Origin of the sequence: Bacillus sp. B-jedd (assembly GCF_000821085.1) — a bacterium.
Lineage (GTDB): Bacteria > Bacillota > Bacilli > Bacillales > Cytobacillaceae > Bacillus_D.
Map to the genome: position 1 here is coordinate 541,209 of NZ_CCXR01000001.1, position 26,550 is coordinate 567,758.

General features: G+C 46.7%; 27 protein-coding genes. 22 read left to right on the forward strand and 5 right to left on the reverse strand.

The features are described 5' to 3' along the window. Positions 1-22 precede the first annotated feature (22 nt). A complete protein-coding gene (locus BN1002_RS02640) occupies positions 23-928 on the forward strand; it encodes a hypothetical protein (RefSeq protein WP_048823499.1) in 906 nt (301 codons plus the stop codon). A gap of 92 nt (positions 929-1,020) precedes the next feature. On the opposite strand, the gene BN1002_RS02645 is transcribed toward BN1002_RS02640, so the two are convergent. Further along, positions 1,021-1,764: a CAP domain-containing protein gene (locus BN1002_RS02645; protein ID WP_048827682.1), complete on the reverse strand. Its 744-nt coding sequence runs from the start codon at positions 1,762-1,764 to the stop codon at positions 1,021-1,023. Positions 1,765-2,382: 618 nt separating this feature from the next. Between BN1002_RS02645 and BN1002_RS02650 the strand changes: the two genes are divergently transcribed. From BN1002_RS02650 to trhA, 3 genes are all read left to right on the forward strand, one after another. Beyond that, on the forward strand, positions 2,383-2,778 hold the full coding sequence (locus tag BN1002_RS02650; RefSeq protein WP_052445599.1) for a CidA/LrgA family protein: 396 nt from the start codon (positions 2,383-2,385) through the stop codon (positions 2,776-2,778). Then, entirely contained in the window at positions 2,756-3,436 is a 681-nt protein-coding gene (locus tag BN1002_RS02655; RefSeq protein ID WP_048823500.1) for an LrgB family protein, read from the forward strand. The genes BN1002_RS02650 and BN1002_RS02655 overlap by 23 nt, the downstream gene beginning before the upstream one ends. Before the next feature lie 166 nt (positions 3,437-3,602). After that, a complete protein-coding gene (gene trhA / locus BN1002_RS02660; RefSeq protein WP_048823501.1) occupies positions 3,603-4,238 on the forward strand; it encodes a PAQR family membrane homeostasis protein TrhA in 636 nt (211 codons plus the stop codon). Between the two features lie 71 nt (positions 4,239-4,309). Here the strand turns inward: trhA and BN1002_RS02665 are convergent, their stop codons facing one another. Together BN1002_RS02665 and BN1002_RS02670 are read right to left on the reverse strand one after the other, a co-directional pair. Next, on the reverse strand, positions 4,310-5,200 hold the full coding sequence (locus tag BN1002_RS02665; protein WP_048823502.1) for a manganese catalase family protein: 891 nt from the start codon (positions 5,198-5,200) through the stop codon (positions 4,310-4,312). Between the two features lie 96 nt (positions 5,201-5,296). Further along, complete coding sequence (locus tag BN1002_RS02670) at positions 5,297-5,521, reverse strand: YuzF family protein (RefSeq protein ID WP_048823503.1); 225 nt, start codon at positions 5,519-5,521, stop codon at positions 5,297-5,299. A 710-nt stretch (positions 5,522-6,231) separates the two neighbouring features. Here BN1002_RS02670 and BN1002_RS02675 point away from each other — a divergent pair. The 16 genes from BN1002_RS02675 to BN1002_RS02750 all read left to right on the forward strand — a co-directional run bounded on the left by BN1002_RS02675 (position 6,232) and on the right by BN1002_RS02750 (position 23,758). Then, positions 6,232-6,459: a hypothetical protein gene (locus BN1002_RS02675; protein WP_048823504.1), complete on the forward strand. Its 228-nt coding sequence runs from the start codon at positions 6,232-6,234 to the stop codon at positions 6,457-6,459. 57 nt (positions 6,460-6,516) lie between these two features. Further along, positions 6,517-9,099 (forward strand): bifunctional acetaldehyde-CoA/alcohol dehydrogenase, encoded by a 2,583-nt coding sequence (adhE, locus tag BN1002_RS02680; RefSeq protein WP_148362720.1) that lies wholly within the window; start codon positions 6,517-6,519, stop codon positions 9,097-9,099. Between the two features lie 213 nt (positions 9,100-9,312). After that, on the forward strand, positions 9,313-10,428 hold the full coding sequence (locus BN1002_RS02685; protein ID WP_048823505.1) for a sugar ABC transporter substrate-binding protein: 1,116 nt from the start codon (positions 9,313-9,315) through the stop codon (positions 10,426-10,428). A gap of 91 nt (positions 10,429-10,519) precedes the next feature. Further along, a complete protein-coding gene (locus tag BN1002_RS02690; protein WP_048823506.1) occupies positions 10,520-12,040 on the forward strand; it encodes an ATP-binding cassette domain-containing protein in 1,521 nt (506 codons plus the stop codon). Positions 12,041-12,053: 13 nt separating this feature from the next. After that, the gene (locus BN1002_RS02695) at positions 12,054-13,229 is read left to right on the forward strand and encodes a sugar ABC transporter permease (protein ID WP_048823507.1); all 1,176 of its coding nucleotides are present in this window, start codon (positions 12,054-12,056) and stop codon (positions 13,227-13,229) included. A gap of 205 nt (positions 13,230-13,434) precedes the next feature. Next, positions 13,435-14,412, forward strand: coding sequence for a sugar ABC transporter substrate-binding protein (locus BN1002_RS02700; RefSeq protein ID WP_048827686.1), 978 nt, complete (start codon positions 13,435-13,437; stop codon positions 14,410-14,412). Continuing rightward, positions 14,409-15,887 (forward strand): sensor histidine kinase, encoded by a 1,479-nt coding sequence (locus BN1002_RS02705; protein WP_048823508.1) that lies wholly within the window; start codon positions 14,409-14,411, stop codon positions 15,885-15,887. The genes BN1002_RS02700 and BN1002_RS02705 overlap by 4 nt, the downstream gene beginning before the upstream one ends. Then, positions 15,850-17,391: a response regulator gene (locus BN1002_RS02710; RefSeq protein WP_048823509.1), complete on the forward strand. Its 1,542-nt coding sequence runs from the start codon at positions 15,850-15,852 to the stop codon at positions 17,389-17,391. The genes BN1002_RS02705 and BN1002_RS02710 overlap by 38 nt, the downstream gene beginning before the upstream one ends. Before the next feature lie 19 nt (positions 17,392-17,410). Then, the gene (xylF, locus tag BN1002_RS02715; RefSeq protein ID WP_048823510.1) at positions 17,411-18,496 is read left to right on the forward strand and encodes a D-xylose ABC transporter substrate-binding protein; all 1,086 of its coding nucleotides are present in this window, start codon (positions 17,411-17,413) and stop codon (positions 18,494-18,496) included. A gap of 280 nt (positions 18,497-18,776) precedes the next feature. Next, positions 18,777-19,070 (forward strand): hypothetical protein, encoded by a 294-nt coding sequence (locus BN1002_RS02720; RefSeq protein WP_048823511.1) that lies wholly within the window; start codon positions 18,777-18,779, stop codon positions 19,068-19,070. 35 nt (positions 19,071-19,105) lie between these two features. Beyond that, positions 19,106-19,573 (forward strand): hypothetical protein, encoded by a 468-nt coding sequence (locus tag BN1002_RS02725; protein ID WP_048823512.1) that lies wholly within the window; start codon positions 19,106-19,108, stop codon positions 19,571-19,573. A gap of 40 nt (positions 19,574-19,613) precedes the next feature. Next, positions 19,614-20,048, forward strand: coding sequence for a GNAT family N-acetyltransferase (locus BN1002_RS02730; RefSeq protein WP_048823513.1), 435 nt, complete (start codon positions 19,614-19,616; stop codon positions 20,046-20,048). Positions 20,049-20,136: 88 nt separating this feature from the next. Beyond that, entirely contained in the window at positions 20,137-20,436 is a 300-nt protein-coding gene (locus tag BN1002_RS02735) for a hypothetical protein (protein ID WP_052445666.1), read from the forward strand. Positions 20,437-20,482: 46 nt separating this feature from the next. Continuing rightward, on the forward strand, positions 20,483-20,929 hold the full coding sequence (locus BN1002_RS02740) for a YoqH family protein (protein WP_048823514.1): 447 nt from the start codon (positions 20,483-20,485) through the stop codon (positions 20,927-20,929). Between the two features lie 116 nt (positions 20,930-21,045). Then, positions 21,046-21,546: a TspO/MBR family protein gene (locus tag BN1002_RS02745; protein WP_048827688.1), complete on the forward strand. Its 501-nt coding sequence runs from the start codon at positions 21,046-21,048 to the stop codon at positions 21,544-21,546. Between the two features lie 988 nt (positions 21,547-22,534). After that, positions 22,535-23,758 (forward strand): MFS transporter, encoded by a 1,224-nt coding sequence (locus BN1002_RS02750; RefSeq protein WP_048823515.1) that lies wholly within the window; start codon positions 22,535-22,537, stop codon positions 23,756-23,758. Between the two features lie 117 nt (positions 23,759-23,875). Here the strand turns inward: BN1002_RS02750 and BN1002_RS02755 are convergent, their stop codons facing one another. Further along, positions 23,876-24,130: a hypothetical protein gene (locus BN1002_RS02755; protein ID WP_048823516.1), complete on the reverse strand. Its 255-nt coding sequence runs from the start codon at positions 24,128-24,130 to the stop codon at positions 23,876-23,878. A 242-nt stretch (positions 24,131-24,372) separates the two neighbouring features. Between BN1002_RS02755 and BN1002_RS02760 the strand changes: the two genes are divergently transcribed. Beyond that, positions 24,373-24,666 carry a DUF5658 family protein gene (locus BN1002_RS02760; RefSeq protein WP_048823517.1) on the forward strand — a complete coding sequence of 98 codons (294 nt, stop codon included), beginning with the start codon at positions 24,373-24,375 and terminating at the stop codon, positions 24,664-24,666. Between the two features lie 56 nt (positions 24,667-24,722). On the opposite strand, the gene BN1002_RS02765 is transcribed toward BN1002_RS02760, so the two are convergent. Then, positions 24,723-25,235 carry an STAS domain-containing protein gene (locus BN1002_RS02765; RefSeq protein ID WP_048823518.1) on the reverse strand — a complete coding sequence of 171 codons (513 nt, stop codon included), beginning with the start codon at positions 25,233-25,235 and terminating at the stop codon, positions 24,723-24,725. A gap of 224 nt (positions 25,236-25,459) precedes the next feature. Here BN1002_RS02765 and BN1002_RS02770 point away from each other — a divergent pair, with 224 nt between their 5' ends. Then, positions 25,460-26,479, forward strand: a complete 1,020-nt coding sequence (locus BN1002_RS02770; protein WP_048823519.1) for a LacI family DNA-binding transcriptional regulator — start codon at positions 25,460-25,462, stop codon at positions 26,477-26,479. The last annotated feature ends 71 nt before the right edge of the window (positions 26,480-26,550 follow it).

The following is a 26,550-nucleotide window of genomic DNA, read 5'->3' on the forward strand; positions in this document are numbered from 1 at the left end:
TTTTATGGGGGGAGGGTTCGGGATGTCTAAATTCTTGAGGGCGCTGGCATATCTGGTGATGGGTTTTGCCTATTTTATGGGGATAATTGCATTCGATGAATGGATTGGCGACCCGTATGGAGACTTTTGGTCAGCCTATTTAATTTTTGGTTTGGGCATTTTCCTTGTCAGCCTGGTTATTTTGAAAGGCAAGGAAGTCTTTTCCTCATTTATTTATAAAAGCCGTTATTTACGAACCTACTTAGTGATTACGATAGGGGCACCGCTTTCTTACGCTGTATTTGATTGGTGGAGGCTCGGGAAATACAGAAATTTGGCTGATTTAAGGGATGTGTGGATGTTTCCCGGTTCCTTCGGGTGGCTAGATTACTTAATCTGCTGCCTCGGTGCAGCGTTTTTCTTAACGGCTGGCGCTTTAATTATTCAGGGGGTCAAAACGCTTGGTAAAAACGCCGTTTCCATCTGTGTTTTTTCATTGTTAGTGGGCTGCTTGTTAGTTTATGTAACAAAAGATGACTACGAAGCGATTCGAACGGATGGGATAGTTACTCAAAAACTTGGCAAAAAAGAAGAAATTGGCTGGACAGAAGTGCGGCATGTCGATATACTGGGCTACCTTTCAGAGGACGGCACTTCTAGAAACAGCAGCCGCAGCTTTAAATGGGATTTTGTCTTTTACCTTAAGGATGGATCGGAGAAACGAATCGGCCCCTTCCTGCTTTCAAACACGCATGTAAATGGGTCACTGGACATTAAAAATGTAATCATGGATAAAAAAATCCCGATGGCAACAAGTGAAATCACAAAAAAACAGTGGGGTTTCATCAAAGTTGACATGGAGTATACAGACGTAAACCGCGACGACTTCTACAAAGTATTCCAATATGACCCCGAAACAAATGACTACTATAGCATCCCATATGAATGAGACAGGGGACGGCTCTGCTGTTTCATCCGATAGGTGAATGAAGCGCAAAGCCGTCCCTGCTCTAGTTGTTAAAAAGTCCTCAACTGTTCTGGTTATTTGCCGATGAATTCCTGGGTCCAGTAGTTGCCATGGGCGATGTGTCCGACTCCAATGTGAGTGTAGTTCGGGTTAAGGATGTTTTGGCGATGGCCTTCGCTGTTCATCCAGGCGGTGACAACCTCCTGCGGGGTGCGCTGTCCCATGGCGATGTTTTCCCCGGCGTAAGTGTAAGTGATGCCGTATTTTTTCATCATCTCGAATGGCGATCCGTAAGTCGGGCTGTTATGGTCAAAGTAGCCGTTCGCGGACATATCGCGTGATTTCTCGCGCGCCATTTTGCTGAGAGTTGTATCGATTTTAAGGGCGGGCAAACCAGCTTTTGCTCGTTCCGCGTTCGTCAAGCTGACGACTTGCTGCTCATATGCGCTCAGTGTGCCGGCAGTTTGATCTCCTTGTGCCGGCTGCTTGGCTGGAGCAGGAGATGGAGCAGGGGCTGCAGGCTTTTGTTTTTCAGTTTGAGACGGAGCAGGGTTTGCGGAAGGAGCCGGTGCCTTGGAAGCTGACGGGGTTACAGGCTGTTTTGAATTGGGTGCTCCTTGGCTTTCCGGTGCTTGTCCAGGTTGGTCCATTGGGACGACTTTCAAATATCCCTGCAGTCCGAGACGCTGAAGGGTGTCCTCAATGATTCTATTAATTTCGTCAAAATTTATATTTTGGCTATGGTAAACATAAACTCGCTCCTGGACAGGCTGATTGTTTGAAGCCGCCTCTGTTTTATCCGGCGTTTGTCCAGTCATCCATAAAGCGGAAGCCACTGCAAAGGCCAGAAGTGCTTTTTTCTTTTTCAAAATCGTTTCCTCCCTTTATTTAAAATTGATGCGAAGTCTTATTCCGTTTGCGTTTTTATCGTAACATGCGATTTTTGTCATATTTTTGGATAATTCTGTTACTCAGTGGAGGGAATGGTTTTAGAGGGTAAGATGATGGGAGGAGAAGTCTGTCGGAAAAGGGTTTTTAAAAAGTTAAGGAAGCTTTTGGAAGTAACGCGTTTTTCTCAAAGTCTAGTACTGCTGGCAAAAATTGCATTGAAAAAGCGGTTGACAGCTAGTTAAACTGCCTGATTATATTACAATTTCTTTAGAAATATGTAACAACAAAAAGGCCGATCCGAAAAGAGTTTGGAAGGCTTGGAGTGTCTGCTGTTCAATGGCGCCCCAATCCCGGTCTCAAACCCTTCGCCAACCCTTACTGGCAAAATGAAAGAATAAGAGCGACAGGAGCTAATATCTTTCTAATTAGCGTGTTATACATAATGAAGCAACGGAACAGTTCCCCTGCCCCACTTTTTATTTCAACTTCTATTTTAATGGTGTAAACTTTAGAATGTGGTTATTGTTAGAAGGGGGATTTGGCAATTGGTTTATATTAAACAATCATTGCTTTTTTCTGCCCAATTACTTAGTATTTGGGCTATTTATATGGTGTCTGTTTATACGACAAAGACTTTCGGATTGCCGATACCGGCGAGTGTGCTCGGAATGGTGATTTTATTTTTGCTCCTTGCGAGCGGCATTGTAAAGGTGCGTTATATAGAAATGGCTGCTTCCTTCTTGAACAGGCATCTGGGCTTCTTTTTTGTCCCAATCGCAGTAGGGCTGATGGATTTTGGCGGATTAATGAAAACGAGCGGCATTCAAATTTTTATTATGATAGCCGGAAGTACTGCCGTGGGGCTGCTGTTGACTGGCAGCCTGACGCAAATTTTGGCAAAAGGGGAACGGAAACAGCATGAGCGGTCTGACACTTTTTAGTTTTTTCCTCACCCTGGGCGTCTATATCGGCGCAGTTAATCTCTCCAGGCGGATCAGTTCACCATTTACAACGCCTGTCCTTATTGCCACTGTCGTCATCATTTTCATTTTCTCAAAAATGGACATTGCATACAGTGACTACACTCCAGCAAAGGAATTGATGACCTTTTTGTTAGGCCCTGCAACCGTGGCGCTTGCATTGCCATTATACAAAAATAGAAAAATCCTAATGGAAAAGTTTAAAGCGGCGATGCTTGGACTATGCGTTGGCACGATAGCAACTATTTGCTCGGCAGTATGGCTGGCAAAATTATTGGGCCTTTCGGAAAGTATCCAGGCTGCCTCGGCGGTTAAGGCAGTCACAACCCCAGTCGCAATAGAAGCGGCCAACATCATCGGTGGGAACCCCGCCATTGCAGTCGCCTTCGTCATGGGGGCAGGTATCATCGGTGCCGTATTTGGCCCAATTATCCTCACCATATCCAAAATTAATGACCCATTCGCACGCGGCCTTGGAATCGGCACGGTCGCCCACGGCATCGGAACAAGCCAAATCATGAAAGAAGGCTCCCTTCAAGGAGCAGCCTCCAGCGTCGCAATGGGAATAGCCGCTATTATCACATCCATTCTACTCCCGTGGATTTACCCGTTATTATAGTGGGCAGGGGACGGATCTGCTTCTTCATTCGACACCTGAATGAAGTGCTTGAACCGTCCCCTGCTTTCTTTTTCAAAAAATAGGAGTAAACTATAACAATGATGAGAATAGAAAAGGAAGACAAAATAGCAAAAGTGATAAATGAAAAGGAAGGGCTGACAGCCAATTGAATACGCATGTTTTTTCAAAAGGGGAGGAAATCGCCAATGCCATTATTCATGGGATTGGTGTCCTGCTCAGTATTGCGGCTTTAACAATTTTAATCGTTTTTTCGGTGTTATATGGGACGGCCTGGCATGTTGTCGGGTTTACGATATTCGGCGTGACGATGGTCCTTTTGTATACGTCGTCGACCCTTCTCCACAGTTTCCCGCCCGGACGGGCAAAGGATATTTTTGAAATATTCGACCATTCCTCTATTTACTTTTTCATTGCGGGAACGTATACCCCGTATTTATTCGTCGCCGTCAAAGGGGCATTGGCTTGGACGCTTTTTGGGATTGTATGGGGACTTGCGATAGGCGGAACCGTCTTTAAATCGTTCTTTGCCAAAAGATTTGTCGTCTTTTCCACTGTCCTCTATGTCCTGATGGGCTGGCTGATCGTATTTGCATGGGGCCCTCTTTCAGCCAACCTCACAGATGCTGGAATGAAACTCCTAATCGCAGGAGGACTTCTCTACACCATCGGTGCAGTTTTCTATGTATGGAGAGCCTTCGCGTATCACCATGCCCTTTGGCATATTTTCGTCCTCGCAGGCAGCACCCTCCACTTCTTCGCCGTATTGACTCTGTTGCCGTGAATGGGGCAGGGGACAGTTCTGCTGCTTCATTTGATATCCGAGCGAATCGCTGGAACTGTCCCCCTGCTTCTTTATATATTGCTCATGAGACGTTTGAGAATCCGCTCGTAGTCGTCGAGGTCGATGCCGGGGGCGAATTGTTCTGGTTTTTCTTCGAAGTCCGGTACTGGTGCGCCTTCAGGCATCCCGTCTATGACGTGGAGCGGTTCTCCTGTTTCGGGGTTGGCGCCTTTCCAAATTTGGCTGATGTCCCGGTAATCGGGTTCGCCCCAAGTGTAAAGGACGTTGTAAAGGCCTTGATCCATGAATTTCTTGGCATAATCGAATTTATTATTATCAAGACTGGGAAGCGGGAGCATTTTTCCAACATCCACGCCTGTCGCGACTTCCAGTGCTTTTGCATAGGCGATGATATGGGTTCCGCCCCGTACGAGCAGGTAGCCGATCATTTCCCTTGCGACAGGGTTGTTGGTCATTTCATATACACGCATTTTGTGCGTCCTGGCGCCAATTTCAAGTAAATAATTATGGAGAAGGTCGGCCACCAAGTTTCCGCTGTTAGTTACGAATTCGCCATTCCAAGGACGTCCCATTCCATCTCCGGGATAGGCTGTCTGGGCCGTCGTCGTAAAATGGAGGGAGTACCTGGCGTCTTTTCCATTCATAAGCGGAGCAAGGTCGGGATCCGCCGCGAACGTATTGCCAAAGGAAAGCAAATTGATTGTGTTCGCAACAAGCTCAACATGGCCAAATTCCTCCGCAGTAATGCTCGCGATAACATCATAAAAGGGCTTCAGTTTCTTTTTGCCGCGGAAGTTGAATGATTGGAACATATAATTATTTAAAGTAGACATCTCGCCGAATTTTCCCCCGAGCAGTTCCTGGACTGCGGCTGCGGCATTCGGGTCCCCGTGTTCGGGCCGTGGCAATTCAATAGCAATCCTGTTGACGCGCTTCATCATGTGGGCCACCCCCAAAAGGTATTTTCATATTGGTGAGTCAGTAAACATCTGTCTTTAAGGAGATCACAGAAATCACCAGCTTCACAAGTTAGCGGTCTATTCCATTACTAAGTCCGGATTGGGGACTACCCAAATGATTTGGGCTGTCCTAATGAAAAAGGTATTCCTTCCAAGCTCAACGACAATATGGTCAGGCTGCACGCCAGCAAGCCTTCCCCTCACCGGTCCCCTTGCCGTTTCCACCGCCACATTCGAACCTACAATGCCCGAAAGCGCCTGAAAAACATAAGGGTCGCTAATCTTCCACTCTATATGATCCACATTGATCCCTCCTGGCCATTATTCTTAGGAAGTATATGAGCGTAACAATCGATTTATATTTATTCCTGCAAAATTGAATTCCTGTGATGAATGGGGACGCTACTGCTGCTCCATTCAACTTTCAATGAAGGGCTGAAACCGACCCCTTACTTCACTTTAGAAATATATTAATATAGTTTTACTTTTGTATGCGTTTTCATTTCTCCGTTGAAATATAGGAATGAAGGCAAGTTTTGATAGTATGTTTTATATAAAATAAAAGTTCAAAGTTTGTTCAACATTTCACAAACTATTATTCCGTAAAGATGATATGATGTAAGTGAAAAGAGAGGAAGTGATTCTGAAAGAGTCGATGCTTCTTAAAACAAACGAGATAAGCAGAGCCAATTCGGTCTTTTATTTTTAAATAATCATGTGAAAATATTCACAAACTGTGACGATACTATATAGGTTGAACTTAATAATTACACTCTTTAATTTGAGTAGCAGGTTGATTGGAGCTCAGGCATGTAGACTCCTGCGGGATTGAGCAGCAAGGGGAGACCCCACAGGAGCAAAGCGACGAGGAGGCTCCACTGATGCCCCGCGGAAAGCGAAATGCCCGGAGCGGAAATCAACTACAACGTTCACTCTTGAAAACCAATCTTTATTGCGATCTATTCGCATCCAAAAGCAATCAAAAAATAAAAACCAAAAAGGAGCGATGAAAAATGATGCTATGTGAATGGCAAGACTTTAGCACTGATGCAGAAACGTACACATTGGAAGCTTTCGAAGAAATAATTGGCGATGAGTTCGAGGCGATGATGTTTAAAGAAGATAAAGAATTCCCGGCCTATATTTGGACAGTGAATTTTGTGGTGATCGTGAAACGAAACGCGAAGATGTTTACCGATGTTTCTTTTGAAAAAATCCCAAGAAACCCAGTATGTGAATGATTGAGTAACTCGTTCGGCAATGGCCGGCCCGCTAAAAATGGAGATGGAGTGATTACGATGGCAGATATGGCTGTGAAGGAAAATGCCGCAGTGATGGTTGATGAACTCGTAGAAAAGGGACTTCAGGCGCTTGAAGAATTCCGCACATTTAACCAGGAAGCGATCGACGAGATTGTAAAACAAATGGCGCTCGCCGGTCTCGACCAACATATGCCGCTTGCGAAAATGGCTGTCGAAGAAACGAAACGCGGCGTGTACGAAGACAAAATCATTAAAAACATGTTCGCGACCGAATATGTCTATCACAATATCAAATACAACAAGACTGTCGGCATCATCAGCGAGAACGAGCATGAAGGGATGATTGAAATCGCCGAACCGGTTGGCGTCATCGCCGGGGTGACACCTGTGACAAACCCGACTTCCACTACCATGTTCAAAGCACTCATTTCGATAAAAACGAGAAACCCGATCATATTCGCTTTCCACCCATCTGCGCAAAAATCAAGCAGTGAAGCAGCCAGAGTCCTAAGAGATGCAGCTGTTAAAGCTGGCGCTCCAAAAGATTGCATCCAGTGGATTGAAACACCGTCGCTCGAAGCAACCCAGCAATTAATGAATCATACGAAAATTTCACTTATCCTTGCGACCGGCGGAGCGGGAATGGTCAAGTCAGCCTACAGCTCCGGAAAACCGGCGCTCGGTGTCGGACCAGGGAATGTTCCCTGTTATATTGAGAAAACCGCCAACCTTAAACAGGCCGTCAATGATCTGATCCTTTCAAAAACGTTCGACAACGGCATGATTTGCGCATCCGAGCAAGCGGTCATCATCGACGAAGAAATCTACGCTGAAGCGAAAAAAGAAATGGCCGCCAATGACTGTTACTTCCTGAATGAAGAGGAAAAGCAGCTTGTTGAAAAGCTTGTCATTAACGAACACACCTGCGCGGTGAATGCGAAAATCGTCGGTATGCCCGCCTGGGAAATCGCAGCCATGGCCGGGGTTACTGTGCCGGAGTCAGTCAAGATTCTGGTGGCGGAATTAACCGGCGTAGGGCCGGATTATCCGCTGTCACGGGAAAAACTGAGCCCTGTCCTGGCGTGCTACAAAGTAAGTGGCCTTGAAGAAGGGCTGGAGCGGGCGGAAGAAATGCTCGAATTCGGCGGTCTTGGCCACTCGGCCGTCATTCATACAACAAGCCAGAAAGCGATTGAAGCATTCGGCCTCAGGATGAAAGCCGGCCGGATCATCGTGAACGCGCCATCTTCCCAAGGGGCGATTGGCGACATGTACAATGCCTATATGCCATCCCTGACACTTGGCTGCGGAACGTATGGCGGCAACTCTGTCTCAACAAACGTTGGGGCCATCCACCTTGTCAACATAAAAAAGGTCGCGAAGAGGAATGTGAATATGCAGTGGTTCAAAGTGCCTTCCAAGATTTATTTTGAAAAGAACTCGACTCAATACTTGGCAAAAATGCCAGACATCTCGAAGGCGTTCATCGTCACTGACCCGGGGATGGTAAAGCTCGGCTATGTGGATCGCGTCCTCTACTACTTGAGGAAACGTCCCGATTATGTCCATTGTGAAATCTTCTCTGATGTAGAGCCGGATCCATCGATTGAAACAGTCCGGAAAGGGGCTGAAATGATGGCGAAATTCCAGCCGGACGTCATCATCGCGCTCGGCGGCGGTTCAGCGATGGACGCTGCAAAAGGTATGTGGCTGTTTTATGAGTATCCGGACACTGATTTCTTCGGGCTTAAGCAGAAATTCCTCGACATCAGAAAACGGATCGTCAAATATCCTCGCCTCGGGGAAAAAGCCCAATTCGTCGCCATTCCGACCACATCCGGGACTGGTTCGGAAGTAACTTCCTTCTCGGTGATTACGGATAAGGAAGCGAACACGAAATACCCGCTTGCGGACTATGAACTGACGCCTGACGTCGCAATTGTCGATCCGCAATTTGTGATGACGGTGCCGAAGCATATTACCGCCGATACCGGCATGGATGTATTGACTCATGCAATCGAAGCTTATGTGTCCTGCATGGCGAATGACTTTACTGACGGTCTGGCCATGAAAGCGATCCAGCTTGTGTTTGAATATTTGCCTAGGGCTTACCGGAATGGTAACGATGAAGAGGCGCGTGAGAAAGTGCATAATGCTTCAACGATTGCGGGAATGGCTTTTGCCAATGCCTTCCTTGGCATTAACCACAGCCTGGCGCATAAGCTCGGGGCCGAGTTCCATATCGCCCATGGCCGCGCCAATGCGATCTTGATGCCGCATGTCATCCGGTATAACGCTACAAAGCCTAAGAAGTTCACTGCATTCCCGAAATATAGCCATTTTGTTGCAGATAAGCGCTATGCTGAGATCGCAAGGGTGCTCGGGCTTCCGGCAAAAACAACAGAAGAAGGCGTCGAAAGCCTGATTCAGGCAATCATCAACCTGGCTAAAGAACTCGACATTCCTATGACCATCGAAGCAAACGGAATAGAAAAAGAACAATTCGAAAGCAAAATCGGCCACCTCGCCGAACGAGCCTTCGAAGACCAATGCACAACCGCCAACCCTAAAATGCCGCTCGTAACAGAACTGGCCGAAATCTATAAAGCCGCCTATTAAAACACATGGACGGTTCCGCTCCTTCATTCAACTTTTGAATGAGGTGATGGAACCGTCCTTTTTTCTTCATTAAAGAGACATATATCCTCCGAAAGTTTAAAAAAGTATAGCAGATATTAAAAGAGTGCTAGTGATAGCGCTTTCAGGGGCTGTTCTTATGGAGCTATACTTGAGTTGTAGGCTATGAAGCTGTAAGAAAAAGGGAGGATCATAATGAAGAGAAGCTGGAAGGTTATTTCTTTAGTTATTGCTGTGATGATGTTCATGGTTGTTGCCACAGGCTGCAATCAGTCCACTGGCGGAAAAAGCAAGAGCGGTGTAAGTGTAGGGATTGTTCTGCCGACGAAGGATGAACCGAGGTGGGTTCAGGATGAGCAGCGGTTCAAGGATGCATTGAAGGGCACTAAGTACACAACTGAAATCCTGTTCAGCCAAGGTTCTTCAGCAAAGGAAAAAGAAAACGTTGAAACGCTTCTTAACAAAGGAATCGATGTCCTGATCATTTGCCCACATGATGGCGATGCTGCTGCGGCCGCGGTTGAAGAAGCGAAAAAGGATGGCGTAAAGGTTATTTCCTATGACCGCCTAATCACGAATACAGACGCAATTGATTATTATGTTACATTTGACAGCCTGGCGGTAGGCGCCGCACAGGCACAGTATCTGATTGACAATGCGAAGGGCTCCGGCGTACCGCTTTACCTTTATGCGGGTGCAGCGTCCGACAATAACGCATTCTTGTTCTTCGAAGGTGCATGGAAAGTCCTTCAGCCTAAGATTGCCGATGGCACATTTAAAATTGCCAACTCAAGCGAAGCGATTGCCCTTAAGGATACAGCTGAGCTTTCCCGTGACCAGCTGAGCAAGATTATCGGCCAGGTGACAACGAACTGGGATCCAAACGAAGCGAAAAACAAAGCACAGACTCACTTGACAGCAGCTAGCGCAGATATGAAAGGCGATGTGGCAGTCCTGGCTCCGAATGATGGAACAGCGCGCTCGATCGCTGACGTTTTTGCAACAGATAATGAGATTAAGAGTTACACAGTAACAGGCCAGGATGCAGAAAAGGCATCCATCCAGTACATCATTGATGGCAAACAGTCCATGACAGTGTTCAAGGATGTCCGCACACTTGTAAAAGATGCAATGGGTATGGCCATTGACCTTCTTGATAAGAAAGATCCTGAAACAACAGGTTCCTACAATAATGGAAGCATCGACGTAAAAGCGAAACAAACAGATGTCATCGTTGTCGATAAGGAAAACGTCAAGAAAGAATTGATAGAGTCCGAGTACTACGAGGCGGGCGACTTTACAGGATTGTAGTGAAAAAACATAAATCAGGCGGAATAGTGATAGATGCGTCTATCACTTTTTCGCCATTATGATTGCTGTTCCTTTTAGGGAGGGATTGTGCTTGAGCGAATACATTCTGGAAATGAACGATATTTCCAAAGAATTCACAGGAGTCAAGGCGCTCACAAATGTCAATTTCAAGGTAAAGAAGGGCGAAATCCATTGCCTGATCGGTGAGAACGGGGCGGGAAAGTCGACACTCATGAAGGTGCTGAGCGGAGTCCATCCGTATGGAACCTATTCAGGCGATATTGTGTTCGAAGGAAGCGTCCAACAGTTCAGAAAGATCAGCGATAGCGTCAAGACGGGAATCGTCATCATTTATCAGGAATTGGCGTTATTTCCGGATCTGACGGTCTATGAAAATATTTTTGCCGGCAATGAAGTGAAACGCGGCGCGGTGGTGGACTGGAACCAGACCATTGTCCAGGCAAAAGAAATGCTGAAGAAGGTTAAACTCGATGTGAATCCGGAAACGCTTGTAAAGGATTTGAGCGTTGGGAAGCAGCAGTTGATAGAAATTGCAAAAGCGCTGAGCAAGGATGTAAAGCTGCTCATCCTTGATGAACCGACAGCCGCGCTGAACGAGGATGACAGCGAAAACCTCCTTAAGCTGCTGGGTGAACTGAAGGAGCAGGGCATTACCTGTATCATGATCTCCCATAAGCTGAAGGAAGTTATTTCGATTGCTGATAAAGCGACGGTTCTCCGCGATGGCCGGACGATTTGCACCCTGGATGCCGCCAAAGGCGAGGTCAACGAAAACGTCATTATCAAAAATATGGTTGGCAGGGAAATTGACGATATTTATCCGAAACGGCCCAATAAGGCAATTGGCGAAACGATCCTCGAACTTCGGGACTGGTCCGCTTACTCCCCGCAACTTGGCAGGAACCTCGTGAAAAACGTCAATCTCCATGTGAAAAAAGGGGAGATTATCGGGATAGCCGGCCTGATGGGCTCGGGCCGCACCGAGCTTGCGCTAAGCATATTCGGGAATCCGCGCTCCTATAAGCTGCAGGGCGGGCTGTTTGTCGACGGAAAGCCTAAGACGTTTTCTCATCCCAGCGATGCCATTAAAGCGGGCATTGCCTACGTGACGGAAGACCGGAAAGGGGACGGCCTGTTCCTGATCCAGGATATTAAAAACAATATATCTGCGGCCAACCTGAAAAGGGTTTCCGAAAATGGCATCCTTAACGATAACGAAGAAGTCCGTGAAGTAACGAAATATAAAAATAATCTATATGTGAAAGCGCCGTCCCTCGAACAGGTTGTCGGCAAGCTGAGCGGGGGCAACCAGCAAAAGGTTTCGCTCGGCAAATGGCTGTTTGTCGGGCCGAGGCTCCTCATTCTTGACGAGCCTACACGAGGGATCGACGTAGGCGCCAAGTTTGAAATTTACACGATTATGAACCAGCTGATCAGTGAAGGCATGAGCATTATCATGATTTCCTCGGAGCTTGGCGAGGTGCTGGGAATGAGCGACCGCGTGTATGTCATGGCTGAAGGCGAAATCAAAGGCGAGCTGTCCATTGAAGAGGCGAACCAGGAAAATATCATGCAGCTCGCGACGCAATAGGGAGGTAGAACCTGTGAACTTTTTAACGGAAGCAAGATCATTAGTCAAAGAAAACATCCGGGATTATGGCATGTATATTGCCCTCTTCGTTATCATGCTTACCTTCTCGGTCATGACAGACGGGTTGTTCATGTCATCCCGCAACATTAGTAATCTTCTTGATTCTACTGGTTATATCGCTGTTTTGGCAGTCGGCATGACGCTCGTCATTGTCATTCGCCATATCGATTTGTCAGTCGGTTTTGCCGCGGGCTTTATGGGCGCCATTGCCGCAATCCTTCTGACGAAAGCGGGGATTCCTTTTTATATCACGATTCCGATCATCCTGTTGCTCGGAATTATTATCGGGCTTTTCAACGGCCTGTTGATTGCCTGGTTCGGTATCCCGGCGTTCGTCGCGACCTTGGCCGGAATGCTCATTTTCAGAGGCGCGCTCCTGCAAGTGACGGAGAAAACAGGAACGATCATTATTAGGGATAAAGGCTTCAATGCCATCGGCAACGGGTTCATCCCTTCCTTGATGGAAGTAAACGGCTTGCATCTCCTTTCTTTGATATTAGGTGTTTTATGTATTTTAGTGTATATATACAGCGAAATTACAACGCGCAAAAATAAAATCAAATACCAATTTGATGTGGTTTCAAAAGAAATTTTCGCTCTGAAGCTCGTGTTCGTCTCAGGGATTATTGGTTATATTACCTGGATTCTTGCTGGCTACAACGGTTTTTCATGGACTGTTGTCATCATGCTGCTTGTCGTCGTCATCTATCATTTCCTGACGAAAAGGACAGTGCTTGGTAGACATATTTATGCGGTGGGAAGCAACCCGGAAGCTGCCCATCTGAGCGGCATCAACGTCAATAAAATTACCTATATCGTTTTTGGATCAATGGGAATGCTCGCGGCACTGTCCGGCATCCTGTTTACGTCCCGGCTTCAATCGGCGACGACCACTGCGGGTACGCTGTTCGAGCTCGATGCGATTGCGGCGGCCTATGTAGGCGGCGTTTCCTCGGCCGGAGGAGTCGGAAAAGTATCGGGAGCGATCATCGGCGCCATCGTCATGGCCTCGCTCTCAAGCGGGATGAACCTGCTCGGCGTCGGCATTTCCTATCAATATATGATCAGGGGCGGCGTGCTCGCCGGCGCGGTTATTTTTGACGTCATGACGCGAAGGAAACGCGGCTAGACACCTTGTTTAATAGAATAACAACCAACCATATGAGGCATCCATACAAGGATGCCTCGCTTATTCAGGAACCCCCTCCGCGAATACCCTGACCCCCTCTGGCAAAATCAACAGCCATCCCACATCCCCCATAATGACTATTGTGAAAAAGCAGGTAGATGATATGATGAAACTAGTCGATAAATGGAAAAAGGAGCTGCCTTTTTTGCGCAAATTAATCATTCTCATACTCTGTTTTATTGGCATTTTCCTTTGCTATTTTACATATCTATCCGCGGAAAAAGTCTTCCGTTCCGACTGGGCCCTTCCGCAAGCCTCCGGGCAAAAGCAGGACCATTACCGGATTGTTCTGATCACCAAGGAGCTCGATACGCCTTTCTGGGACAAGGTGGCGATCGGCGCCCGGAAACAGGCTGAAAAAGATGGAGCAGGCCTCGAGGTTTGGGGAAGCTACGGAAATAACCATGAAGAGTTTTTGAAAAAAATCGAAATCGCCCTTCAATCAAAAGTGGATGGCATTATTGTCCAGGGGCTTGATACAGAGGAATTTAAACAGCTGGCGAAGGTGAAGGCGGCTTTTTATGGAATCCCCGTCATCACGGTGGCAAATGATGTCCCGAAAGCAGAAAGCCTGAGAAAGACATATGTCGGCTCGGACCACTACTTTGCCGGGAAGATGATTGCAGGACAGCTTTTGAAAGACATGGGGACATCCGGGGAGGTCATCGTCCTGTATGACAGCCAGGAGGAATATGACCAGATGCAACGGCTAAAGGGAATTGAGGAAGCGCTGAGGCACTATCCGGACATCCGGGTATTGAAAGCAGCTACTCCCAATTCACGGGAACAGGCAATGGAAACGACCAAAAATATGATGAATAGCTATCCCGGGGTCAAAGGTTTCATTGCAGTCAATGCGAATATCGCCGGCCCGATGACCCAGGAAATCGAAAGGCGATCCCAGGTTGAGCCTTTTCACATTTATACATTCGACGATGGACCCGAATCCCTGTCGCTGCTCATGAAGGGGAAACTGGACGGGATGGTAGAGCAATCACCTGAGGTGATGGGGGAAAGAAGTGTGGATTTAATGATTGACTGGCTGGATGGCAAAAAAGTCCCCCTTGATATGGATGGTTATTTGACGGAAATCCAGATCTTGAAGGCGAAGGATGTCCGATGAACAGAATCCAGAAAAAAATATGGATGCTTGCCGCAGTAGTCCTGTTCATCATGGCAGTTATTTGGATGGCGCTTACCTACTATAATCAGAAAACGCAGAGTAAATACGATGATGTGCTGCAGCGGTATTTAAGAATGAATGAAGTGACAACCGCGAGCCAGCAGATTGTGGCCGACTTGAATAACTATCTGCTCGTCCCGTCGCCTGCCAATCTTGAAAAGCTGAACCAGAGCAAGGAGAAGTTCCGGAAGGCGAAATCGGATGTCGCCGCACTCCGGAATGAAGAGAACGATTTTACATTAACAAACTATAAGAATCTCATTGACAGTTTAATAGAAACAACGGACAGGTCGCTGATGTACCATGCGGAAAACGAAGCGGAGGCATCGGCGAAAGAGTTTACCGAAGCGACAAGGATTTCAAAGTATATTTCCGAGATGACACTCACCCTGATTGATACGGAACTGAAAACTTATGACCGTTTTTACCGAACGATTATCGATCAATCCGCTGCGCTTAAACAGCTTGGCATTTGGCTTTTGCTGCTTATTACGTTCCTGTTGCTGCTTCTGACTTATTGGTTCTCGCTCAGTATCACCCGGCCGGTGCAGCAGTTGACCCAGGCGGCCAATGAATTGTCCAAAGGCCGTTTTGACCGGGAGATAAAAGTCGATTCGAATGACGAGATTTCTTTCCTCGCCCAGACTTTTGACAGGATGAGGATTAATATTAACAATTTGATTTCGGAAATCCAGCATAAGGCCCAGCTCGAACATGAGCTGCAGCAAAGCAAGCTTTTACTCAAGGAAAGCCAGCTGCGCGGGCTGCAGAGCCAAATCAATCCGCACTTTTTATTCAATACGCTGAATACATTGTCCAAAAAGGCGTACCTCGACGGCTCTGAGGAAACGAGCGATTTGCTTGTCAGCGTTGCGGGCCTGTTGCGTTATAACCTGAAGCGGATGGACAGGCCGGTAACCCTCCAGGAGGAAGTCGAAGTGCTCCTTCAGTACATGGAAATCCAGAAGGCGAGATTTACCGACCGCCTCCGCCTCGATATGGAAGTTGATGAATCTTGCCTCGATGTCCGGATTCCCGGGCTGACCCTTCAGCCGATCATTGAAAATGCGGTCATCCATGCTGTGGAGCCAAGGGAGGAAGGCGGCTGCATCTGGGTGAGGATTCGCGATGGTGGAAACAGGGTGAGGATCGAGATTGAAGATGACGGTCCGGGGATTCCCGCCGGCAAAATCAAGCAGATTCTCGAAGAGGAAACAGTCCAATCGGAAGGCGGATCAACAGGGATTGGCTTTACGAACGTTGTGAAACGGCTTCGCCTCTTCTATGGAAGGGAAGATACAATTTCGATAGAAAACGGCTTTGAGACGGGTGCGAAAGTCATGTTGAACATACCGAAAATAAGGGGGATCGAAGAGCATGGTCAAACTCCTGATCGTGGACGACGAACAAGTTGAAAGGGAAGGGCTCGAAGTCATTTTGCAAAAGGCATTCCCTGACCTCGTCATTGGCCAGGCGAAAAATGGGCGTGAGGCGGTCCAAATGGCCGGAGAGTTCATGCCCAATCTCATTCTGATGGACATTAAGATGCCAGGGATGAGCGGCCTGGAAGCGGTCGAGCGGATCAGCGCCGATTCCCCCGGCATCAAATTCGTCATGGTCACCGCCTATGATACATTCGATTACGCGCGGCTCGCAATGAGGCTTGGTGTGAAGGATTATCTCCTGAAACCTAGTAAAGCCAGTGAAATTGTTGAGACGGTCGGCCGTATGCTTGAGCAAATCAAAGAGGACCGGGACAGGGAGGAGGAACGGAGGCTTCAGCAGGCGGCTTGGCAAAAAGCACTTTCGCTTGCCGAAACGGATATTGTCACGCAGCTTTTGTTCGACCATGTGCATGAAGTTCACTTGGATATGCTGATCGAGATGCTTGAAATCCAGTCATCAGATGAGCAGTTTGTGCTGAGTGTTATAGTGCCGGCGGGTGAGGAGTCCTGCTACGGCGCAATAAAGGAGAAGGTAAGGAAAGCGGGGAGCGCATGGGTTGGCGCTCTGTATGGTCGCCAGCTTCCAATCATCGCCTTCAAGGATCCGGTAAAGGAGTTCCGTGGCCAGGCGATCGGCCTCGCGCGTGAGATTCTGTCCGTAGCAAACCCGGGTAGCGCGGCCGGCTGGTTTGTCGGGATCGGCAATGTCTGCGGCTCATTGAACCAGATCAGACAGTCCTACCAGGAATCACTGATTGCGACAATGGATCCTTCTCTGCCTGGAAAATACCGTTTTTATGCGGATGTGCCTGTCATTGATACAACGTCCGAACGGCATGTGGCCAAACAGCGCGAGCTGCAGTTTTTTGATAAGGTCCGTCTGGGAGAATGGGAAGAAGTTTATGAAGGTGTCATGGAATTGATCCAGCGCTATGAGAACGAATCGGCGGATCTTTTGCAGACACAGCAGCGTTTGCTGGAGCTTCTGTGGGTTACGGCTAGGATTATGAGCGAAATCGGCGTTGAAACAGAAACGCCGCTTTACTCTTTGCAAGCCCAGGATTACCGCCAGCTCCGTGCGGAGACCGGATTCCTGCTCGACCGGATGAAGCATTCCTATAATGAACATTACAGCCTGATGGAAGCGGATACGATCCAGAGGATCAAACAGTATATCATCAACCATTCCCATGAGGATATTTCGCTTGAGGCACTGGGGAACAAGGTCGGTTTAAGCCCGATTTACATTAGTAAAATGTTCAAGGAGAAGCTTGGGGTCAATTATATCGACTTTTTAACCGAATGCCGGATTGAAAAGGCCAAAAAGCTGATGGCCGACCCGGAGAAAAGCCTGAAGGAAATCAGTATCGATGTCGGCTACCATGAGCCGAATTATTTCAGCAAGGTGTTTAAAAAAATGAGCGGCCTTTCCCCAACGGAATATCGAAGGACGCTTCTTGGCAAAAAGGGATGACACGGAAGGAGAGACGCCGATGGGAAGGGCAAGAATTCGAATGGGGCTTGTTCTGCTTGCGTTCATCTTTACTTTTGCCGGGACGGGGTGCGAGGAAAAAGAAGCGCGCAAAGCGGCTGGCCCGCAGCCAAGCACTTCACCGACCGGAAACTCCGGCGGGAAGGCTTTTGCAGAAGAAAAGCTAAAAATCGGATTTTCGATGGACACGTTATTGGAGGAACGCTGGCTGAAGGACAGAGATTTATTTAAAGAGTCGGTCGAGGCGTTAGGTGCCGAGGTAGAAATTCTTGCGGCGAACGGGGATGATTCGCTCCAGATTGCCCAGGCTGAAACGCTGATCAGCCAGGGAGTCGATTTGCTCGTCATCGTCCCGCATAATGCCGAAGCTACCGCGGCAATTGTGAATAAAGCGCATAAAGCCGGGATTAAAGTAATCGCGTATGACCGGCTTGTAAAGAATGCCGAAATCGATCTATACGTTTCCTTCGATAATGAGCAGGTGGGCGAGCTCCAAGCCCAGGCGGTGACAAAGCTCGTTCCAAAAGGAAAATATGTTTATATTGGCGGGGCAAGTACCGATAATAATGCCCATTTATTCAAGAAAGGCGTTTTTAACATTCTCCAGCCGCTCATTGATAAGGGAGATATAACAATCGTTTTCGACCAGTGGAGCAAGGATTGGAAACCCGCCAATGCGCAGGCCAACATGGAAGCAGCTCTGAAAGCGAATAACAATCAAATTGACGCGGTCATCGCGGCGAACGACGCGACCGCGGGCGGTGTCATCGCGGCCCTAGAAGCCCAGGGGCTGGCCGGGAAAATCCCGGTCGCCGGACAGGACGCCGAACTCGCCGGAGTCCAGCGCATCGTCGACGGCACCCAAACCATGACCGTCTACAAACCGATCAAACAATTAAGTGAAAAAGTCGCCCAGCTCGCCGTCACCATGGCCAAAGGACAGCCAATCCAAACTAGTAAAAAAATCAACAACGGCAAAACCGAAATCCCCTCTGTCCTCCTCCCGCCCATCGCCGTCGACAACACCAACATAGACCAAACCATCATCGCCGACCGCTTCCACACTAGAGAAGAAGTGTACAGATGAAGTAAGGGCAGAGGAGGCGGCGTACGCTCCTGCTGAAACAGGGGGCCGATGCTGGAAAGTAACAAATCCTGTCGAAGAGGGGGCCGCTGCTGCTGCTTCGTTCGATAGGCAAAAGAAGCAGGGGCCGGTTTCGGTGCATCGTTCGAAAGTTGAAAGAAGCACTGAAATCGTCCCCTGATTTATTCTTTTTAAAGTTGAATTTTCTAAATTCAGTCTTTACGAGAGGAATTCCACTTTGTTATAATTAGTGTAAAATTACACTATAAAGGGTGGGTTTATTTTGCGACGGGATGGTTTTCTGCCAGTGAGCTCTTTTTTATTGGCGATTATTGGGTTTGTTTTCAGCATGATGTTTCAATCAATGGCGTATTGGGGACCGGGAGGGGAGTTTACATGGACCGGCTTCTGGATAGGAGCCTTCTTTTCCTATCTATGCTGCCTGCTCGCCATCATTTTCATGTTGATCAACAAGAAAAGTAATCATCCAATTCTCGTGACGATTAGTATCTTGCTTATTATCGGAACATTACTCTGGACCACTTTCATTATCATTGCCTGGCAATCGGGAATGTAGGTTGCCGGTTTTATCACCAAAATATGGGGTGCATAATGAGGAATAAAAAATTCAGATTCGCTTTAATCGGAGTGGGAGTACTCCTTATTTTCCTTTCGGTCATGATCATTAATGACCACCGCGAAAGAAATCTCGGGGATTTAGTCAAATACAAGCAAGGGGATTTTCTCATGCTGGGTTTTACTCAGGGTGGAATTCCGGAGGGGAAGGCATTCAGCTGGAATAATAAAGATGAGGAACCGGCGGATGAGTTGATAGAGTTTTTGAGCAAGTACCATGTAAAAAGAATAAGCAAGGATGAGTACCCTGTTTATTTCGGCAGTGACATTGATATGTTTCATTTTACCATCACACATCGGAACGCAAATCCTGTCATCATGGATGTACTTGAGGACAAAGTTCATTTTTATGTTGGGGACTATTATGAGGTTTTAAACGGCCCGATTGATATGGAGTGGGTGGCTAAATATAATGAAAAATACCTGAATCAGTACAAGGAGTAATACCTGTCCTAAACTATTTTTGTAAAAGGCGGTCGTTCACTTGAGCAATACAATCATTAAGGAATTACAAACGAAACCGGAAATTGCCTCAGCTTATCCGGTCATGTGCCAGCTCCGCACACATCTTGACGAAATGACTTACCTCGAATTAGTCAGTGAAGCACAGGAAAAAGAAGGCTATAAAATGTTTGCCCTATATGAGGGAGAGGAGATTGCGGCGGTCATCGGCTTTCAGCCAATGGTTACACTGTATTACGGGAGATTCCTCTGGGTCTGTGACCTCGTAACAGATAGCCGAAAACGGTCCAACGGGCACGGCGAAACACTTCTCTCATACATCCACCAATGGGCAAAACAACACAATTATCCATCCATCGCCCTTTCATCCGGACTCCAAAGACAAAACGCCCACAAATTCTACCAGAATAAAATGAACTACAACAAAACAAGCTACGTCTTCAAAAAAGACTTATAAAAGGGGAAGCAAAGGGACGGTTCTGCTTCATCATTCGTTTGAACCGTCTCTATTCCACTCAAAGGGGGGACATCCATTAGTGAAGGAAATGTTAAGTGGTTTGCTGGTCGAGCCGTGGTGGGTGATTCCGGATGAGATGTCGGAGGTACTTGAGACGGAGTTGCGAAGGGAGATTTCCCCTGACCACATTTTGCACGGCAAGAAATCTCTGGCGGTGGCGAGAAGAATGGACCGGGATGACGTTGTTTTTTGGATTGAAGAGCTTGAGAAGTTCGCTGTTGTCCACCTGACCTACGCAAAAGAAACGTCAGGGAATTATCCGCGGACAGAGTTGTTTACCCTTCACGAATTAATTAAGTATTGTAAAGACGTTTCTAAATATTATTGAAGCCGCTGGAAAACCTAACAACAATATAAAATGTTAGGGTGATCCAATGAAGCGGTTGCTGATAATCCTCGTTTCTTCTTATTTTCTGTTCATTCCTCCAGATAGTACGGAGGCGGCTGTCCAGGCTTGCAGTATGGTTTTAGAGCCGCTTGATAAGTCACTCATTAACGTTAAGGGGGCGGCATTGGTCTATCAAGTCCAACTGCGGCCGCCAAGCTCTCCTAGAACGAATATTAGTATTGTTGCCGCCCATCTTCCCGAACCATCCACGTTAGGTAATTATGATACTTATGAAGGATTTGCTGCTATTCCTGATGTCATTAGCTGGCGGTTTCCGCTGACTCCCGATCAGGAAAAGGAGCTGTGGGCAGGAAAATTCGACGAAATCACTGCCAAGTTGAAAAATGCGGAAATCGAAGTCCGCCTCTCGAATTCCAAGACGGGAAAGCTTGGCCCCGTAATCTTGAAAAACGGGATTAGAAAATGTAAATGAGGATGGCGGCGTTCTGGTCCGCCTTTTTTAATTTGGATTACAGTGTTCCCGATTTCCAATGTTTCCCCAGCCCGCTTTTAGGAAACATTAACAGAAATAGGAAAGCGGGTGAAGGAATGAATATTTTCGAAGTTAACGGAAGACTCGATAAAGCAAAACTGGCAAAAGCAGTCCTCATTCCCGTAGTCGGCGGAATGGTGACCGGAATAATTGCAACGAGAAATGCAAAAAAAGTATACAGAAACCTGAAAAAACCGGACTTTTCCCCACCTTCATGGGTATTTCCGACTGTCTGGACAGGCTTGTATACCATGATGGGCATTGCAAATTATAGGGTTTCCATGAAAAAGAAGCCAACCAAGACCACTAACGCCCTTTACGACGTCCAACTCGGACTGAACTTTCTATGGTCATTCCTGTTTTTCAGATGGGGCCTGCGCGGAACGGCATTCACCGAAATTGCCACTCTTCTCACTACCATTACTTTAACAACCTATAAATTTTACCAAAGGGACAAAACCGCTGGCGGCCTCATGGTTCCCTATATTATATGGGTCGCCTACGCCATGAAACTCAACCACAGCATCTGGCAGCTCAACAAAACCGAGGGGGCTTAGTTAGGCAGGATGCCGATTATCTTGTTCGCTGTCCGGTTTAGTTTTAATTTGGGACAGCCTGGCGCTCTATATCTTGTCATCAGTCCCAATGAGGATAAGATTGGGACAGTGGGAAGCCGTTTATCCGGTTAGCTGTCCCAATGAGGATGAGATTGGGACAGTGGGAAGCCGGTTATCTTGTTAACTGTCCAAATGAGGTAAAGATTGGGACAGTGAGATGCCGTTTATCCGGTCAGCTGTCCCAATGAGGATAAGATTGGGACAGTGGGAAGCCGTTTATCCGGTCCGCTGTCCCAATGAGGATGAGATTAGGACAGTGGGAAGCCGTTTATCTTGTTAGCTGTCCCAATGAGGTAAAGATTGGGACAGTGGGAAGCCGTTTATCCGGTCAGCTGTCCCAATGAGGATGAGATTGGGACAGTGGGAAGCCGTTTATCTTGTTAGCTGTCCCAATGAGGATGAGATTGGGACAGTGGGAAGCCGTTTATCTTGTTAGCTGTCCCAATGAGGATGAGATTGGGATAGTGGGAAGCCGTTTATCTTATCAGCTGTCCCAATGAGGATGAGATTAGGACAGTCGAAAGCCGTTTATCTTGTTAGCTGTCCCAATGAGGTAAAGATTGGGACAGTGGGAAGCCGTTTATCTTGTCATCTGTCCCAAGATAAAAAAAGCCGCTTACAATGAAACACTTCCAATTTATAACCATTGATTGGCGGTTTTGTGTGTGGTAGTATATTTTTCGATAATAGAATATTTCCTTTAAGTTCGGTCCAGGAGAGGCTGAAAAGGGCGAGTGGATAATGTGTGTTTTTTATCTATGTTGATTCATGCCCTTTTGTCCTCGGCGGACGGAAGGGCATTTTTATTTTATGCAATGTGCAACTCTCTTTTAAGGGAAGTCCAGTGAGGCTTACAAAGAGGATGGAGCGATCCTGCTTCCATTCCTTAAAAGAACATCAAACCAAGAAAAACAGAGGAGTGGGAAGAATGGATTATCGCAGGAAAACAGTAGTGGCTTCAGTAGCGGGCCTGACATTGGAAGGCATGGACATCATGTTTATCTCCTTCGCCATGTCAATGATAGTTTCACATTTTAACATCAGCTTGGCAACTGGCGGCTTAATCTCTTCGATTACTAATATTGGAATGTTATTGGGCGGAATTATTTTCGGCATTATGGCCGATAAGTTCGGCCGTGTCAAAATATTCACTTATACAATTATCCTGTTTGCAATTGGTACAGCGTTAACAGGCTTAGCGACAAATATTGAACAGGTATATCTTTTCAGGTTCATTGCCGGCCTAGGCGCGGGCGGAGAATATGGAATCGGGATGGCGCTTGTCGCCGAAGCATGGCCTAAGAACAAGCAGGGAAGAGCTTCTTCCTATGTAAGCGTCGGCGCCCAGTACGGAGTCATTCTCGCGGCATTGCTCAGCGCCATCATCCTTCCGACACTCGGATGGAGGGCATTGTTCTTTGTCGGCGTCCTGCCAGTCATTTTCGCCTTCATTGTAAGAAAGAACCTTGATGAATCGCCTGAATGGCTTGCTTCCCAGAAAAAGAAAAATGCAGTTAAAGAAGATAAAGGCAAACTTGCACAATTATTTGCAACACCTAGAGTTGCTTTCACGACAATCAGTCTGGCCCTCATGGCAACCGTCCAAATCGCCGGTTATAACGGCCTGATGATCTGGCTTCCTTCCATGCTGCAAAAATCCCAGGGCCTGTCAGTATCCAGCTCGGCCCTTTGGACAATCAGTACGGCAGTCGGCATGATTCTTGGCATGCTTGTATTTGGACAATTCATGGATCGCCTTGGCGCGAAAAAAGCTTATGGAATCTTCCTGCTGGCTTCCGCCGCGGCTGTATTCCTTTACTCGTTCGCAACTGGAAGCGCGGGCGTACTGGTTGGCGGTGCCATAGTCGGATTTTTCTCAAATGGAATGTTTGCGGGTTACGGAGCGCTCATCAGCAGCTTCTATCCAGTAAGCATCCGCAGCACCGCAACAAACACAATCTTCAACTTTGGCCGGGCGGTCGGCGGATTGTCTCCAATTCTCGTCGGTTATATTTTGCAAAATTATAACATGACAACCGCAATGGTTTACCTGGCGATTCTGTACTGCCTGTCTTTCACCATCATGCTTACGCTGAAAAACGCGCAATCCAGCCAGCCTGTCATCACCTTGCAGCCTGCTGAAAAATACTAATTGGAAACTTAACCTTAATCACCGGAGAACTTGCCCAAGGCATTTTCCCGGTGATTTTTTTTGCAAAAAAAGAAGCCGGGACATAAATGCCCCAGCTTCCGCGAATCAGGAGTGGAATTAGTAGTCGCAATGATGTTTGCGGCGTTTGTTGTTGTTGTTCTGCTCTTGTGCACCAGCGACAAGAAGATCCCGAATCAGGCAGCGGCGAACAGCGCGGCAGAATTCACGGCTTTCGATAAACCCTGTGAATGGAACCCTGAAGTTTTCATTAGAAACGCCGGCAACGTTAGGGTTTTCATTCTCGCCCGCAACGTTATTGTTCTGCCAATTTCCTCCGTAAAGTCCTTCTACGTCATTGTTGTAGTATCCCATTATCTTTCCCCCCTTTCCTCTAGCGATACTGTATTGTATGTAAACCCGTACAAGCTGTCAGGGCATGTACCTTTTTTTTAGAAAAATGTGCGTATAACCTGTCGTTGAACATGTGGCGACCACGTTTACTTACAAGGGAAAGCAGGAAAGAATAGAGAAGAGCGGATTCATGGCCATAAACGAATATTCAGTTTCTTACTGAATATACTCTTCTCAAAAATAACGCAGGGATGGGTGAGGTTTTGAAGAAATGGGCTTATTTGTTAGTCGGTTTAAATATTTTCGATGGCATAAGCACATACGCGGGAATGAAAATGTCCTTAATTGGTGAAAAAAATCCTTTATTGGCGTGGATGCCTCCAGAAGGGATCATTCTTATAAAACTGCTGTTAAGCATGATTTTCCTTCAAATAGTAATGAAGGTTAATTTGAAAAAACCGGTATTCAAGTATTCGCTTATTATAGGTAATTGTATGTATTTGTTCACTGCAGCACTGCATTTCTACTGGCTAACTTACGTATTTGCCCCTGCTTAAGGTCGTATGAAAAAAGAGCCTCACCAATATGCCCATCAGGGCAATGGTGAGGCTCCTTATGCGTAAGGGCTTAACAGCTCTGTTTCTTTCTCGACCAGAGTCAGGCCTTTTTCTTTCATAAGAAATTGGAGGGCAGACTTAAATGTTGAGAAGGTTTTCAATTCTTTAATGAAGGAAACCTGTGACATGACCAGTTCTTGGGCGAATCGAGGGTTAATCCCAACCACAAGTGCCTGGACACCAACAATGGAAAGAGATGATGTCAAATTGATTAAATAATGGCCAAGAATATTCAAATCGCCTATTTCTTTCATGCTGATTGCTGAAAAGTCGAGGATGACCGAGTCGATATCCTTGTTGCCTGCGTGGCCCAATATTTTTGGGATGATTAAGTCAAACCGTTCCGGTGAAATTTCGCCTGCCAAAGGAACAAGAATGACGCCAGGCAAAATCGAAGGAATGAGGGGAACGGAAACCGTCCTGACCAGGTTTTCCAGTTCTTCGATCCTTTTAGCCAATTCCATATTTTGAGTCTTTAGAAGTTGTAATTCATTCGTATTCTCAGCCATAGCAACCTCGCAGATTTTGAGATAATTTATAAGTTCAAGTATATACTCTTTAAGATATTAAACAAAGCCAGAACTCTTTATGTTTTTTTTATGGGGGATTGCTAGCTGCAAAAAGAAAGTCCAATAGAAAAGCTACATCGAGAAGAAGAAAAAGTAAGAGTTGCAAACGGTTCCATTTTCAGCTATCCTACAGATAGGATATCCAAAACGTTTCGGAGGATTAAATGGCTACAACGATAAAAGATATTGCAAAGGCGGCTGGGGTTTCGGTCACAACGGTGTCCAGGGCTCTGAATGGCTATTCGGATGTAAGTGAAAAAACAAGACAAAAGATTATGCTGATCGCAAAAGAACTTAATTACAGCCCGAATACACTTGCCAGGGGCCTGGTCATGAATGTTTCAAAGACTATTGGCCTTCTCGTTTCAGGACTTAACCGGGAAAGCGAAAAGGACCAAATTATCTTCTCCATCCTGACAGGCGTGAATGAGTCGCTGTCTGAAAAAGATTATGACCTGATATTATTCAATACCAATTCGTCTAAGCAGCGTGAAAAGACCTATTCCCAGTTATGCAGGGAAAGAAGGGTGGATGGGGTCATTATCCAGGGGATTAAGACGGATGACCCTTATTTAAAGGAAGTTGTGGAAAGCGAAATTCCATGTGTCCTGATTGACATTCCGGTCCACTCTGAAAACGTTGGTTATGTAACGACTGACAATAAAATTGGAGCGGTGAAGGCTGTAGAGCATTTAATCGCGCTTGGCCACGAAAAAATTGGGATGATCAACGGGCATAGCAAAGCTTTCGTCAGCCAAAAGAGGCAGGAAGGATATACGGAAGCATTAAAAAAACATGGCTTATCAGTAAATCCAGACTGGATCCGCGATGGCCAATTTGAAGAGGAAACAGCCTTCGAAGAAGCGAAAATCCTTTTGCAAAAGAACAGCGATATTACAGCTATTTTTTGCGCAAGTGACTTGATGGCCCTGGGTGCTTTGAAAGCGGCCAAGTCCATGTGGATTAAAGTTCCGGAAGATCTCTCGGTGGTGGGGTACGATGATATCATTTTATCTTCCTATTCAAATCCGCCGCTTACAACGATATCCCAGAACTTTTTTCAGCTCGGATACCAGGCTGCACACTTATTAGTAAATATACTTGAGGGCAAATCTGAACCCCAAGTCGTTACCATGTCTACAAAACTTGTCAAAAGAAACTCAACGGCAAAAAACTCAAAATAGCAGTTTTTTGCCGAATAAATCCGAAACGTTTAAGTAAAAAGGTGGGAAAATAGCAAAAAATAAAAAAGACT

Excerpts from the sequence above, each read along its gene's own strand:
- BN1002_RS02640 (WP_048823499.1), top strand. The coding sequence starts at position 23 with ATGTCTAAATTCTTGAGGGCGCTGGCATATCTGGTGATGGGTTTTGCC.
- BN1002_RS02645 (WP_048827682.1), bottom strand. The coding sequence starts at position 1,764 with ATGACTGGACAAACGCCGGATAAAACAGAGGCGGCTTCAAACAATCAG.
- BN1002_RS02655 (WP_048823500.1), top strand. The coding sequence starts at position 2,756 with ATGAGCGGTCTGACACTTTTTAGTTTTTTCCTCACCCTGGGCGTCTAT.
- BN1002_RS02665 (WP_048823502.1), bottom strand. The coding sequence starts at position 5,200 with ATGATGAAGCGCGTCAACAGGATTGCTATTGAATTGCCACGGCCCGAA.
- BN1002_RS02675 (WP_048823504.1), top strand. The coding sequence starts at position 6,232 with ATGATGCTATGTGAATGGCAAGACTTTAGCACTGATGCAGAAACGTAC.
- adhE (WP_148362720.1), top strand. The coding sequence starts at position 6,517 with ATGGCAGATATGGCTGTGAAGGAAAATGCCGCAGTGATGGTTGATGAA.
- BN1002_RS02685 (WP_048823505.1), top strand. The coding sequence starts at position 9,313 with ATGAAGAGAAGCTGGAAGGTTATTTCTTTAGTTATTGCTGTGATGATG.
- BN1002_RS02705 (WP_048823508.1), top strand. The coding sequence starts at position 14,409 with ATGAACAGAATCCAGAAAAAAATATGGATGCTTGCCGCAGTAGTCCTG.
- BN1002_RS02710 (WP_048823509.1), top strand. The coding sequence starts at position 15,850 with ATGGTCAAACTCCTGATCGTGGACGACGAACAAGTTGAAAGGGAAGGG.
- xylF (WP_048823510.1), top strand. The coding sequence starts at position 17,411 with ATGGGAAGGGCAAGAATTCGAATGGGGCTTGTTCTGCTTGCGTTCATC.
- BN1002_RS02725 (WP_048823512.1), top strand. The coding sequence starts at position 19,106 with ATGAGGAATAAAAAATTCAGATTCGCTTTAATCGGAGTGGGAGTACTC.
- BN1002_RS02735 (WP_052445666.1), top strand. The coding sequence starts at position 20,137 with ATGTTAAGTGGTTTGCTGGTCGAGCCGTGGTGGGTGATTCCGGATGAG.
- BN1002_RS02740 (WP_048823514.1), top strand. The coding sequence starts at position 20,483 with ATGAAGCGGTTGCTGATAATCCTCGTTTCTTCTTATTTTCTGTTCATT.
- BN1002_RS02745 (WP_048827688.1), top strand. The coding sequence starts at position 21,046 with ATGAATATTTTCGAAGTTAACGGAAGACTCGATAAAGCAAAACTGGCA.
- BN1002_RS02750 (WP_048823515.1), top strand. The coding sequence starts at position 22,535 with ATGGATTATCGCAGGAAAACAGTAGTGGCTTCAGTAGCGGGCCTGACA.
- BN1002_RS02755 (WP_048823516.1), bottom strand. The coding sequence starts at position 24,130 with ATGGGATACTACAACAATGACGTAGAAGGACTTTACGGAGGAAATTGG.
- BN1002_RS02765 (WP_048823518.1), bottom strand. The coding sequence starts at position 25,235 with ATGGCTGAGAATACGAATGAATTACAACTTCTAAAGACTCAAAATATG.
- BN1002_RS02770 (WP_048823519.1), top strand. The coding sequence starts at position 25,460 with ATGGCTACAACGATAAAAGATATTGCAAAGGCGGCTGGGGTTTCGGTC.